The following is an 11,762-nucleotide window of genomic DNA, read 5'->3' as shown; positions in this document are numbered from 1 at the left end:
CTATGAGCGCAATGCCGACCACTTCCTCGCCTTCGCCAGCATCGCCTGCAGCCTCATCTGCTACCGCAGACTCACCAAATGAGATGACCTCTAAGACGCGGACGCCACTCATGCCGCCCATCCACGAGGCGACTTCCGGCGGCGACTCCTGCATCGCCATCAGCCGAGCCAGGTCTAGACCCAGACATCAATACTGGGGTCGTCGATGCCGCAGGCCCTCAAGAAGACGATGTAGTAGTACCGGAAGCGGACCCGCAGGAATCGGCAGAAGTGCCGGCGTATTTCTTCCGGTAGTTCTTCGTGGTGCTGTGCGAAGGCATGGGTTTGGATTGCTCTCGGGCGGTGGCCCTCCGGCCTCGGAGGCGCCTGTCGCACGATGTCAGACGGTCACGAAGGGACTCTTTATCATGCCACTAGGACGACGCTTCAAGCGGTGGGGCCGCGCAGCCATGGTCACCGTCGTTGGCCCGGCGGCCGCCGCGACCCTGCTGGTCGTGTCCCCGCCAGCGCACGCCGCCGAAGGCGCGGCCGCTCACATTGCCGCGAGCTCCGACTGCGAGTTCTACGCCTACTTGGCCGAAGGGGTCCGAGTCGACACGCTCAGGAACTACACATATGCCCTCGCTGCGGGCGATTTGCATTTCGCCAGCGAGGTGGTGCACCTAGGCCGCCAGCGACTCGCCGTCGTGCAGCACGACCAGCGGCGTCGCGGCTGTCCCGTCACCGAGTACCCGCACTTCCCCGCGGCGTGATCTTAAGACGACGGCGGAAGCACACGACCGCGGAGGCCGGGCGTCCTGGGATGAGACAGGCACAGGCCGTATCCCGCCCACCTGTAACTCCGCTCGACCCACAGGCACAAAACGCACCTGCTACCTCACTATCACCACGACCTCGCACTCCGAGAATCGTTCTATATCAGGGCAGTGCAGACGAAAACGATCTCTGAGACGGGCGAGCCGAAGGGCGGCACCTCCTCTGGGTGCCGCTCTTTCGTTTTGCCTGGTCAAGCGCGTCGCCCACGACCGTAAACCCGTAGCTGAGCCAATGGCGCATCAGTTGAGGCCTTGTGTGAAGTCAAGATTCACTGGTTGAGTCTGAGATTCCTCAGCCAGCTCGGTGAGCGGGACATTGTCGCTGACGACCTCAAAGGTGAAGGAGTCAATCCAGACGCATCCGCTGCCGCTCAGGAACGCGCCAATGAAAATCTCCTCCCCTTCCGGAGGGACATCGAGGACGATTTCTCTCCGCACCCACCCGCTCGTTCCGCTCAGCGTTCGGCTCTCCGACGCTGTGTTCTCAAAAGCGATGTACTTCCCCCGGGCATCGACACGCAGCCAGATCGCAGCTTGTTGGGCCACATCCTTCGTGCGCATCACGGCTGAGAGCCTGACCCGCTTCCCCACGAAGTCGTCAGCGCGAAAGCTCTGACCCAGCCCCCCGAAGTCCCGCGGGCTCGGCCGAGCGCAGATGAACGCGCTTGCCGTTCCCGAACGGTGCACCTGGTCGTCGAGGCCGTAGGTGTAATCCTCAGTTCGGCCTCCGGTGGCGTGCCAACCTTTGGGAAGATCTGCTGAGTTGAATTCGGGTTGTGTAGCGAATTCGGCGAGTAGTTTCGTCGTCTCGGCCCTGGTTCGCTCCGCCTCTGCGTCGAGCTTGCGCGCTTCGGCTCGCATTCGTGGTCGCGTCGTCACGTACGTGATGAGCGCGACTGCTGCGCCTCCGATCCCGGAGCTGATGATGTTGGACAGCGACACGGCCATGGTCCCCCCGGATCGTGTGACCCCTCCTGGCGGCGAGCAAAGGTTCTCATGGCAGCGGCTGGTGATACAGACCGGAGACCCTGGCGGACTTCCCGTGCCTTTCTCGCTGTGCTGACACATGACTGTCCAGGGCGCCGACGTCGATCACCGGTTCAGGCCCTGCGACTGAGACGGGAACTGAGACGGACGACCAGAAGGGCGGTACCCCCGGAGGGGTGCCGCCCTTTCGTTTTACCTGGTCAAGGTCGTAGAGGCCGTGGCGGGAATCGAACCCACGTAACTCGCTTTGCAGGCGAGCCCCTCAACCACTCGGGCACACGGCCGTGCGTTCCAACTCCTCGACCGTAGGCGGACTTCGGGTGGCCGCTCAAGCATGTGGCCGGGGCCGCAACGTGACTGCCATACGCCGTTCACGGTCGCGCGCCCGGTCGTACGGGACGTACGACCAAGGGACCAGGCGGGTCCCGTCGAATGACAGGGCCCAAGGTCTGTCATGCCCCTTACGCTGGAGCTCATGACCGCCCCCGAACCGCGTGACACCGATGTCACGCACCTGCCCGCCGACCCAGCCCACAGCCCCGGGGAACCGGACGGCGGGGGCGTTCTCGGTCCGTCGTACCGTGCGCTCAGCATCGGCATCGTCTCCGTCGTCTTCCTGATCGCCTTCGAGGCGACCGCCGTCGGCACGGCGATGCCCGTGGCCGCGCGCGAGCTGCACGGCATCCCGCTGTACGCCTTCGCCTTCTCCGCGTACTTCACCACCAGCCTGTTCGGCATGGTCGTCGCCGGGCAGTGGGCCGACCGCAGAGGTCCGCTGGGCGCGCTCGCCGGCGGGATGACCGCCTGGGCCGCCGGGCTGCTGCTGTCGGGGACGGCGGGCGCGATGTGGGTGTTCGTCGTGGGGCGTGCCGTCCAGGGGCTGGGCGGCGGTCTCGTCATCGTCGCCCTGTACGTCGTCGTCAGCCGCGCCTATCCCGGAAGGCTCCAGCCGGCGATCATGGCGGCCTTCGCGGCGAGTTGGGTGGTCCCGTCCGTGGTGGGCCCGCTGGCCTCCGGCACCGTCACCGAACAGCTCGGCTGGCGCTGGGTCTTCCTCGGCATCCCCGCGCTCGTCGTCGTACCGCTCGCCCTCGCGCTGCCCGCGATCCGGCAGCGCGCCTCGGGGCCGGCGGACGCCGCCGCGCCCCTGCCGCCGTTCGACCGGCGCCGGATCAGGCCGGCCCTCGGGATCGTGCTCGGTGCGGGGCTGCTCCAGTACGCGGGCCAGGACCTGCGCCCGCTGTCGTTGCTGCCCGCGGCGGCGGGCGCGGTCCTGCTCGTGCCGTGCGTCCTCGGCATCCTGCCCAAGGGGACGTACCGGGCGGCCCGCGGGCTGCCGTCCGTCGTCCTGCTGCGCGGCATAGCCGCGGGGTCGTTCATCGCCGCCGAGTCCTTCGTGCCGCTGATGCTCGTCACCCAGCGCGGGCTGTCCCCGACCCTGGCGGGCCTGTCGCTCGCGGTCGGCGGAGCGACGTGGGCGCTCGGTTCGTACGTGCAGTCCCGGCCGCGGACCGAGCCGTACCGCGAACCCCTGGTCGTCTTCGGCATGCTGCTGGTCGCCGCGGCGATCGCGACCGCACCGAGCGTGCTGATCGATGCCGTCCCCGTGTGGACCGTGGGCGTGGCGTGGGGCTTCGGCTGCTTCGGCATGGGGCTCGTGATCGGCTCGACGAGCGTGCTGCTGTTCAAGCTCTCGGCCCCCGAGGAGGCGGGCACGAACTCGGCCGCGCTGCAGATCTCCGACGCCCTGTCGAACATCATGCTGCTGGCCGCGGGCGGTGCGGCGTTCGCCGCACTCGGCGGCGGCACGGTCGGCGCCCACGCTGCCTCGGCCGCGTCCGCGTCGCACCCGGCGGCCTTCGCCGCGGTGTTCCTGCCGATGGCGGGCGTGGCGCTGGTGGGGGCGTGGGTCGCGACGCGGTTGCGGGTGAAATCCGCGTGAGGCCGCGATCCGCGCTCTCTACGATCACGGCATGCAGTCGAAGGACGAGTTCGCCGTCCGCCTGACCGAACCCGAGCAGCAGGCCGTGCGGGACCTGGCCGATGCCCGCGGCGCCGCTGTCGAGGACCTGCTCGCCGAGGCCGTCCGCCAGTACCTGCACGCTGAGGGCGAGCTCGTGCGCGCCGTAGCGGCGCGGTACGCGGCGGACCACGCCGATCTCCTGAGGAGGCTGGGCGAGTGACACGACACCTCACGGTCGCCGAGGTGACCGGCATCGCGACGCTCGCCTTTGGCGGGACGCCGCCGGGACTGCGCGCACCGGGCCTGCTCGAATCCGCCGTACTCCGGCCCAGGGCCCGGATGTTCGGCGTGTCCGCGCACCAGGGCCTGTACGAGCAGTCCGCGGCGCTGCTGCACGCGATCGCCGCCAACCATCCCTTCGTCGACGGCAACAAGCGCACGGCCTGGCTCGCCGCCGTCACGTTCCTCGCCCTCAACGGCGCCGACCTCGCCGACGCCGACCAGGACACGGCGTACGACCTCGTCGTCGACGTGGCCTCCGGAGCGGCGGACGACCTGGCCGGCATCGCGGGCCGGCTGCGTCAGCTCGCGGCGCGTGCTGTGAGCTGAGTCGCACCCGGCGCGGTCACGGCGTCGCGTCGTCCGGACGACGGCCGGGCCACCGATAGGGTGGCCCGGTTGTCGTACCAGAGCCCGCACGATCCTGCCCGCCACCCTGCCCGCGCCCTTCGGGCGGCCCACTGATCCCTCACCGGAGACCGTGACTACTACCGCCTCCCACCACCTCTCACCCGCCTTCCCCGGCCGTGCCCCCTGGGGGACGGCCAGCAAGCTGCGTGCCTGGCAGCAGGGCGCCATGGAGAAGTACATCCAGGAGCAGCCGCGCGACTTCCTCGCCGTCGCCACGCCCGGCGCCGGCAAGACGACCTTCGCGCTGACCCTCGCCTCCTGGCTGCTGCACCACCACGTCGTGCAACAGGTGACGGTCGTCGCGCCGACCGAGCACCTGAAGAAGCAGTGGGCGGCCGCGGCGGCGCGGATAGGGATCAAGCTGGACCCGGAGTACAGCGCCGGCCCGCTGAGCAGGGAGTACCACGGGGTCGCGGTCACCTACGCCGGTGTCGGCGTGCGGCCCATGCTGCACCGCAACCGCTGCGAGCAGCGCAAGACCCTTGTCATCCTCGACGAGATCCACCACGCCGGTGACTCCAAGTCCTGGGGCGAGGCGTGCCTGGAGGCGTTCGAGCCGGCCACCCGGCGGCTCGCGCTCACCGGCACGCCGTTCCGTTCGGACACCAATCCCATTCCCTTCGTGACGTACGAGGAAGGGAACGACGGGATCCGGCGCTCCGCCGCCGACTACACGTACGGCTACGGCAACGCGCTCGGCGACGGCGTCGTCCGGCCCGTGATCTTCCTCAGCTACAGCGGCAACATGCGCTGGCGCACCAAGGCCGGCGACGAGGTGGCCGCCCGGCTCGGTGAGCCGATGACCAAGGACGCGATCTCGCAGGCGTGGCGTACCGCGCTCGACCCCCGCGGCGACTGGATGCCCAACGTGCTCCGCGCCGCCGACCAGCGGCTGACCGAGGTCCGCAAGGGCATCCCGGACGCGGGCGGGCTCGTCATCGCCTCCGACCAGGACTCGGCCCGCGCGTACGCCAAGCTGATCCGCGAGATCACCGGCACCAGGGCCACCGTCGTGCTCTCCGACGAGGCCGCGGCCTCCCAGCGCATCGAGGAGTTCAGCGGCAACCAGGACCGCTGGATGGTCGCCGTCCGCATGGTGTCCGAGGGCGTCGACGTGCCGCGCCTGGCCGTCGGCGTGTACGCGACGACCATCTCGACGCCGCTGTTCTTCGCGCAGGCCGTGGGCCGTTTCGTACGGTCCAGGCGCCGCGGCGAGACCGCGTCCGTGTTCCTGCCGACGATTCCCAACCTCCTCGGTTTCGCCTCCGAGATGGAGGTCGAGCGCGACCACGTGCTCGACCGGCCGAAGAAGGACGGCGAGGAGGACCCGTACGCCGAGTCCGAGAAGGAGATGGCGGAGGCCGAGAAGCAGCAGGACGAGGACACCGGCGAGCAGGACATGCTGCCCTTCGAGGCGCTGGAGTCCGACGCCGTCTTCGACCGGGTGCTGTACGACGGCGCCGAGTTCGGCATGCAGGCCCACCCGGGCAGCGAGGAGGAGCAGGACTACCTCGGCATCCCCGGCCTGCTGGAACCCGACCAGGTGCAACTGCTCCTGCAGAAGCGGCAGGCGCGGCAGATCGCGCACAGCCGCAAGAAGCCCGACGAGGAGGCCGACCTGCTGGAGCTGCCGGCCGAGCGCCGCCCGGTGGTCTCCCACAAGGAGCTGCTGGAGCTGCGCAAGCAGCTGAACACCATGGTCGGCGCGTACGTGCACCAGAGCGGCAAACCGCACGGCGTCATCCACACCGAGCTGCGCCGGGTGTGCGGCGGGCCGCCGAGCGCGGAGGCCACGGCCGGGCAGATCCGCGAGCGGATCAAGAAGGTGCAGGAGTGGGCGACGCGGATGCGGTGACCCCGCCCACAACCGCAACCACACCCTCGCCTGTACGCGCAACGGCGATCGACCTCGCCCGCACGCGCAGCCACGACCGCAACGGCGCCCGCACGCGCACGTTCACCGCCCCGGCCGCGGGGCCGTCCCCCTCGACCTTCCGAGGTCCCGTATGGGGACCAAAAGCCCGTCGTCGGTGGAAGATCGCCCGGATTCTGGACGAGCCCTTCCGCTGAGCGGTGCCGGTCGCTAATGTCCCCGCAATGCAAACGCCCCGTGGCAGCGCCGCCGCGGAGCGCAGTCGGTGCGCCATGGCCTGCCGGCGGCCTCTGGGTGCGTCGCCGATGGGACCGGTGTCGCGACATCTCTTCGAGGACCGCCGTCACTCACTCCGAAAGAGAGGGCGTCGTGACCGCGGAAACCTCCCAGACGCTCGACAGGGGACTTCGTGTCCTCAAGCTGCTCGCCGATACCGACCACGGGCTGACCGTCACCGAGTTGTCCAACAAACTCGGCGTCAACCGCACCGTCGTCTACCGCCTGCTCGCCACCCTTGAGCAGCATGCCCTGGTCCGACGCGACCTCGGCGGCCGGGCCAGGGTCGGCCTCGGCGTGCTCCGGCTCGGCCGGCAGGTGCACCCGCTCGTGCGCGAGGCGGCGATGCCCGCGCTGCGTTCGCTCGCCGAGGACATCGGGGCGACCGCCCACCTCACCCTGGTCGACGGCGCCGACGCCCTCGCGGTCGCCGTCGTCGAACCGACCTGGACCGACTACCACGTCGCCTACCGGGCGGGCTTCCGGCATCCGCTGGACCGCGGGGCGGCCGGCAAGGCCATCCTCGCCGCGCGCCAGAACGGCCAGGCCGAGCCCGGCTACACCCTCACGCACGGCGAGCTGGAGGCCGGCGCGTGCGGCGCGGCCGCGGCGCTCGTGGGCGTGACCGGGATAGAGGGGAGCGTCGGTGTGGTGATGCTGGCCGACGCCGTTCCGGAGCGGGTGGGGCCGCGCGTACTGGACGCGGCGCGCGAGGTCGCGGACGCTCTGCGCTGACGGACCTTCCCCGGGGCGTCCCCGCCCGGCGGGGGCGGGGGAGCACGGGCAGATAGATTGGCACCGTGCTCTCCAGTCTCACGCGCCCCCGCGCCCTCGCCGTCTGCGCCCTGCCCGTCGTCGCGCTGCTCGCCGTCGCCGGGCTCGCGCCGCTGCCGTACGTCGTCGCGCAGCCCGGGATGACCGCGGACGTGCTCGGCAAGGACCAGGGGCGGCAGATCATCACGATCTCCGGCGCTCCGACGCGCGCGACCGAGGGCGCCCTGCGCATGACGACGATCGTGGCGAGCGGTCCGTCCGCCGACGTCGGTATCGGCGATGTCGTCGACGGGTGGTTCCGTACGGACCGCGCGGTGCTGCCCCGCGACGCCGTCTACCCCGCGGGCAAGTCCGACCGGGAGATCGAGCGGCACAACGTCCGCGACATGGAGCAGTCGCAGAACGTCGCCACCCGCGCGGCCCTCGGCTATCTCGGCGAGGACCCCGCGAAGGTGAAGGTCTCGCTGCACCTGGCCGACGTCGGCGGGCCCAGCGCCGGGCTGCTGTTCTCCCTCGGCATCGTCGCCAAGATCGACGGCGACGGCGCGGGCGGCGACCTGACCGGCGGCCGGAACATCGCCGGTACGGGCACGATCACCGCCGACGGCAAGGTCGGCCCGGTCGGGGGCGTGTCGCTGAAGACCCAGGCGGCCAAGCGGGACGGCGCGACCGTGTTCCTGGTCCCGAAGGACGAGTGCGCGGACGCCCAGGCGGAACTGCCCTCCGGGATGCGGCTGGTCCCCGTCACCACGCTCAAGGGCGCGGTGGACTCCCTGCGGGCGCTGGACCGGGGCGGCAAGGTCCCGAGCTGCTGACGCCCGCGGCGTCGTCCGTCACGGCCGCGGCCGGTCCGTCCGAGCCCGGTCCGTCCGAGCCCTGTCCCGTGCCCTTGTCGCCCGCGTCCGTTCGGTCCAGCTCCCGCCAGCACGGGAACACGGCCGGTGCCAGCGTCGCCAGGAAGTACAGCCCGCCGAGGGCCAGCAGCGCCGTCACGAGTCCGGCCCGCTCGACCAGGTAGCCGGCCGCCAGACCGCCGAGCGGCATCGTCATCAGCACCCCGGCCGTCGTCGTGCTCGCGACCCGGCTGCGCAGCTCCTCGGGGATCCGCTCGTAGATCACGGTCGTCAGGATCGGGTTCAGCATGCCCGCCCCCAGCCCGCCGACCGCCATCGTGGCGGCGAGCGGCGGAGTCCCGTCCACCAGCGCGGCCACCACGAACCGCGGCAGCCCGCACAGCAGGAACGCGACCGTGAACAGCACCCGCCGCGGGAAACGGTGCCCGACCGCCGCGTACAGCAGGGCGCCGAGCAGCGCGCAGCCGCCGAAGACGGCGACGAGCAGGCCGAGATCGCGTGCGCCGCCCAGATTCTCGCGTGCGTGCACGGGCAGCAGGACCGAACTCCAGCCCTGGTCGAGGCCGTTGGTGAGCATCACCATCAGGACGACGCCGAGCAGCAGCCTGCTGCGCTGCAGGAACGCGTACCCCTCCCGCAGTTCGGCCCGGTAGGCGGCGAAGGAGATGCGGGGCGCGTCCCGCAGGGGCTCGGCGGCGCGCAGGCCGCGCAGGCCGACGGAGACCAGCAGCGCCGAGCCGCAGAACGTCGCCGCGTCCACGTAAAGGACGGCCTCCGCGCCGATCAGCGCGATCAGTACGCCGGCCAGCGCCGCCCCGGTCATCCGCGCGCCGCGCGAGACCGCGTCGAACAGGCTCGCGGCCCGCGACAGGCTCGTACCGGCCCGCTCGGCGAGGTCGGGCACCAGGACATGGCGCGCGGTCTCGCCGGGCGCGTGGAACAGGCCGGTGACGGCCATCAGCGCGCACAGCATCCAGAACCTCAGCGCGTCCGCGTGGTGCAGGAGCGGGATCGCGGCGAGCGCGACGGCGCAGACCAGGTCGGTGACGACGCTGACGCGGCGGCGGCCGACGCGGTCGATGACCGGACCGCCGGTGATCGCCGAGACGACCACCGGGAGGGTCGCGCAGAAGGCGACCAGTCCGGCTTTCGCAGGGCTGCCCGTGGTCTCCAGGGCGAACCACGGGACCCCGATGAGCGTGAGTGAATTGCCGCTGATGGAAACGGCGTTGGCCGCCAGGACGGCGGCCAGCGGCCGGCGGTCGCGCCGCCGGCCGGCTTCTGTTCCCCCCTGCCCGCTCATGCGAGACGGGCCCTCGGCCCGGTGCGGCCGGGCGGCTGGCGCAGCAGTCGCAGCCCCAACTCGACTAAGGCCCAGCCGAGTTGCGTCCGCAGACGCTCGCGCGGCACATGGCGGGCGGCTTCCGCGCGCAGCTCCTCGGCGCGCAGTTCGTGCAGTCTCAGGTGTATGTCGGCGTGCATGTCCTTCGGTCCCCTCAGTCGGTGGCGCGTGGGAATGCGTGCGTGTGCAGCCGGACCTGGGCGACGCCCTCGGTGCCGGGGGGCGGTGCGAGGTCCCGGTAGCTCTGGATGAGCGCGTGGATCTTCTCGTTGAGCTCGACGGCCTGCGCGGCGGTCAGCCGCAGCGTGAAGTCGCTGAGGTCCGAGCCGCGCCGCCACTCCTCGGGCCAGTCGCGCCGGGTGCCGAGCCAGGTGGCGACCTCCTGCGTGTGCTGGGTCGCGACCTCGTGGATGAACAGGTCGGCCGCGCCGCGCACCGCCGGGTCCGGATCGGCGAACAGGGTGTCGTCGAAGCGTGTCCCGTCCTCCGCCGCCTTCCACCAGCGCTCCCGGCCCTTGCCGCGCCCCGGGTCGTCCTCGACGAAGCCGTGGGCGGCGAGCTGGCGCAGGTGGTAACTGGTGGCACCGCTCGACTCGCCGAACTTCTCCGCCAGCTGTGACGCGGTGGCCGGGCCGTCGTGCCGCAGCGACGACAGCAGGCGCATACGCAGGGGGTGGGCCAGACCGCGCAGCGAGTGCGGGTCGAGGGTGCGGACCTTGGGTGCCGGGGGCTCGCTCATGCATGCAAAGCTAGCGATGCAAAGGAATCTTTGCAACGCTTTTTTTGCAACGACTCCTTTGCGTCGATGCAGCCGCGTCAAGGTCACCCGTCGGCCGGATCCTCCGCCGCCTGCTCCACCAGCGGGATGATCCGCAGCGGCACCGGGTTCTCCATGACGATCGCCGTCGACGCGCGCACGATCCCCTCGAAGCCCACGACCCGGTCGATCACCCGCTGGAGGTCGGCGTTGGAGCGCGCGACGAGCCGGCAGAGCATGTCGCCGTGGCCCGTGGTCGTGTGCAGTTCCAGGACCTCGGGGACCGTCGCCAGATGCGCCCGTACGTCGGAGCCCTGTCCCTGCTTGATCTCCAGCGTGGCGAACGCCGTCACGGGATAGCCCAGCGCCGCAGGGTCGACGTCCGGCCCGAAGCCCCTGATCACGCCGTTCGCCTGGAGCCTGTCCATGCGCGCCTGCACGGTGCCGCGCGCGACCCCCAGCCGCCGCGATGCCTCCAGCACCCCGATGCGCGGCTCCCGTGCCAGCAGCACGATGAGCCGCCCGTCCAGATGATCGATCGCCATGACGCCTCCCCAATGGTCATCCTGTACACAACGCCCGGCAAACCGCCCGATCTACTGGGCAGATTGTCCAGTCGATACGCAAACTATTGCGCACCTTGCGGTCCGGGGGGAGCCTGCTGCCATGGCAGATAACTCGATGATCATCGATCACGCCCCGGAGACCGCGCGCAAGGCAGACCCCTTCCCGGTGAAGGGAATGGACGCGGTCGTCTTCGCCGTCGGCAACGCCAAGCAGGCCGCGCACTACTACTCCACGGCCTTCGGCATGAAGCTCGTCGCCTACTCCGGACCGGAGAACGGCAGCCGCGAGACCGCGAGTTACGTCCTCGCCAACGGCGCCGCCCGCTTCGTCTTCACGTCCGTGATCAAGGCGTCCACCGACTGGGGCCGCTTCCTCGCGGACCACGTCGCCGCGCACGGCGACGGTGTCGTCGACCTCGCCATCGAGGTTCCGGACGCGCGTGCGGCCTACGCGTACGCCGTCGAGCACGGTGCGACGGGCATCGCCGAGCCGTACGAGGTCAAGGACGACCACGGGGTCGTCGTCCTCGCCGCCATCGCCACCTACGGCAAGACCCGCCACACGCTCGTCGAGCGCAAGGAGTACGACGGGCCCTACCTGCCGGGCTTCGTGGCCGCGGACCCGATCGTCGAGCCGCCGGCGAAGCGCACCTTCCAGGCGATCGACCACTGCGTGGGCAACGTCGAGCTCGGCCGGATGAACGAGTGGGTCGCGTTCTACAACAAGGTCATGGGCTTCACCAACATGAAGGAGTTCGTGGGCGACGACATCGCCACCGAGTACTCCGCCCTGATGTCGAAGGTCGTCGCCGACGGCACGCTGAAGGTGAAGTTCCCGATCAACGAGCCCGCGATCGCGAAGAAG

At 70.6% G+C, this 11,762-nt stretch carries 13 protein-coding genes and 1 tRNA gene; 8 read left to right on the top strand and 6 right to left on the bottom strand.

Annotation, left to right across the window (positions count from 1 at the left end):
• The first annotated feature begins 407 nt into the window (after positions 1-407).
• Positions 408-752 (top strand): hypothetical protein, encoded by a 345-nt coding sequence (locus ACWD0A_RS34145; RefSeq protein ID WP_451304518.1) that lies wholly within the window; start codon positions 408-410, stop codon positions 750-752.
• A gap of 303 nt (positions 753-1,055) precedes the next feature.
• Here ACWD0A_RS34145 and ACWD0A_RS34140 read toward each other — a convergent pair whose 3' ends face one another.
• Together ACWD0A_RS34140 and ACWD0A_RS34135 are read right to left on the bottom strand one after the other, a co-directional pair.
• Positions 1,056-1,763, bottom strand: coding sequence for a hypothetical protein (locus ACWD0A_RS34140; RefSeq protein ID WP_451304516.1), 708 nt, complete (start codon positions 1,761-1,763; stop codon positions 1,056-1,058).
• Between the two features lie 251 nt (positions 1,764-2,014).
• Positions 2,015-2,086: transfer RNA gene (locus ACWD0A_RS34135), tRNA-Cys, on the bottom strand.
• A gap of 191 nt (positions 2,087-2,277) precedes the next feature.
• Between ACWD0A_RS34135 and ACWD0A_RS34130 the strand changes: the two genes are divergently transcribed.
• The 6 genes from ACWD0A_RS34130 (at position 2,278) to ACWD0A_RS34105 (ending at position 8,193) form a co-directional block, all read left to right on the top strand.
• Positions 2,278-3,744: an MFS transporter gene (locus tag ACWD0A_RS34130; RefSeq protein ID WP_451304514.1), complete on the top strand. Its 1,467-nt coding sequence runs from the start codon at positions 2,278-2,280 to the stop codon at positions 3,742-3,744.
• A gap of 31 nt (positions 3,745-3,775) precedes the next feature.
• Positions 3,776-3,985 (top strand): hypothetical protein, encoded by a 210-nt coding sequence (locus ACWD0A_RS34125; protein ID WP_451304512.1) that lies wholly within the window; start codon positions 3,776-3,778, stop codon positions 3,983-3,985.
• Complete coding sequence (locus ACWD0A_RS34120; protein WP_307715262.1) at positions 3,982-4,374, top strand: type II toxin-antitoxin system death-on-curing family toxin; 393 nt, start codon at positions 3,982-3,984, stop codon at positions 4,372-4,374. Before ACWD0A_RS34125 ends, ACWD0A_RS34120 begins: the two co-directional genes overlap by 4 nt.
• A 151-nt stretch (positions 4,375-4,525) precedes the next feature.
• Positions 4,526-6,310 (top strand): DEAD/DEAH box helicase, encoded by a 1,785-nt coding sequence (locus ACWD0A_RS34115; protein ID WP_365990692.1) that lies wholly within the window; start codon positions 4,526-4,528, stop codon positions 6,308-6,310.
• A gap of 387 nt (positions 6,311-6,697) precedes the next feature.
• Positions 6,698-7,339, top strand: a complete 642-nt coding sequence (locus ACWD0A_RS34110; protein ID WP_177152586.1) for an IclR family transcriptional regulator — start codon at positions 6,698-6,700, stop codon at positions 7,337-7,339.
• Between the two features lie 65 nt (positions 7,340-7,404).
• The gene (locus ACWD0A_RS34105; protein ID WP_451304509.1) at positions 7,405-8,193 is read left to right on the top strand and encodes a S16 family serine protease; all 789 of its coding nucleotides are present in this window, start codon (positions 7,405-7,407) and stop codon (positions 8,191-8,193) included.
• Here ACWD0A_RS34105 and ACWD0A_RS34100 read toward each other — a convergent pair.
• The 4 genes from ACWD0A_RS34100 to ACWD0A_RS34085 all read right to left on the bottom strand — a co-directional run bounded on the left by ACWD0A_RS34100 (position 8,132) and on the right by ACWD0A_RS34085 (position 10,876).
• Entirely contained in the window at positions 8,132-9,535 is a 1,404-nt protein-coding gene (locus tag ACWD0A_RS34100) for an MFS transporter (RefSeq protein ID WP_451304507.1), read from the bottom strand. The genes ACWD0A_RS34105 and ACWD0A_RS34100 overlap by 62 nt on opposite strands.
• On the bottom strand, positions 9,532-9,714 hold the full coding sequence (locus ACWD0A_RS34095; RefSeq protein ID WP_451304505.1) for a hypothetical protein: 183 nt from the start codon (positions 9,712-9,714) through the stop codon (positions 9,532-9,534). The genes ACWD0A_RS34100 and ACWD0A_RS34095 overlap by 4 nt, the downstream gene beginning before the upstream one ends.
• A 14-nt stretch (positions 9,715-9,728) precedes the next feature.
• Positions 9,729-10,313 (bottom strand): ArsR/SmtB family transcription factor, encoded by a 585-nt coding sequence (locus ACWD0A_RS34090; protein WP_451304503.1) that lies wholly within the window; start codon positions 10,311-10,313, stop codon positions 9,729-9,731.
• An 83-nt stretch (positions 10,314-10,396) separates the two neighbouring features.
• On the bottom strand, positions 10,397-10,876 hold the full coding sequence (locus tag ACWD0A_RS34085) for an Lrp/AsnC family transcriptional regulator (RefSeq protein WP_451304501.1): 480 nt from the start codon (positions 10,874-10,876) through the stop codon (positions 10,397-10,399).
• Positions 10,877-11,012: 136 nt separating this feature from the next.
• Between ACWD0A_RS34085 and ACWD0A_RS34080 the strand changes: the two genes are divergently transcribed.
• A partial coding sequence (locus ACWD0A_RS34080) for a 4-hydroxyphenylpyruvate dioxygenase family protein (protein ID WP_451304520.1) occupies positions 11,013-11,762 on the top strand: 750 nt, incomplete at its 3' end.

This window comes from Streptomyces sp. NPDC002867, assembly GCF_053591895.1.
The sequence above is the reverse complement of the archived record's forward strand: the minus strand, read 5'-3'. Positions and strand labels throughout refer to the sequence as shown.

Bases quoted from the DNA above. Each gene is read 5' to 3' on its own strand.
- ACWD0A_RS34125 (WP_451304512.1), top strand. From the start codon at position 3,776: ATGCAGTCGAAGGACGAGTTCGCCGTCCGCCTGACCGAACCCGAGCAG.
- ACWD0A_RS34140 (WP_451304516.1), bottom strand. From the start codon at position 1,763: ATGGCCGTGTCGCTGTCCAACATCATCAGCTCCGGGATCGGAGGCGCA.
- ACWD0A_RS34095 (WP_451304505.1), bottom strand. From the start codon at position 9,714: ATGCACGCCGACATACACCTGAGACTGCACGAACTGCGCGCCGAGGAG.
- ACWD0A_RS34130 (WP_451304514.1), top strand. From the start codon at position 2,278: ATGACCGCCCCCGAACCGCGTGACACCGATGTCACGCACCTGCCCGCC.
- ACWD0A_RS34085 (WP_451304501.1), bottom strand. From the start codon at position 10,876: ATGGCGATCGATCATCTGGACGGGCGGCTCATCGTGCTGCTGGCACGG.
- ACWD0A_RS34145 (WP_451304518.1), top strand. From the start codon at position 408: ATGCCACTAGGACGACGCTTCAAGCGGTGGGGCCGCGCAGCCATGGTC.
- ACWD0A_RS34090 (WP_451304503.1), bottom strand. From the start codon at position 10,313: ATGAGCGAGCCCCCGGCACCCAAGGTCCGCACCCTCGACCCGCACTCG.
- ACWD0A_RS34100 (WP_451304507.1), bottom strand. From the start codon at position 9,535: ATGAGCGGGCAGGGGGGAACAGAAGCCGGCCGGCGGCGCGACCGCCGG.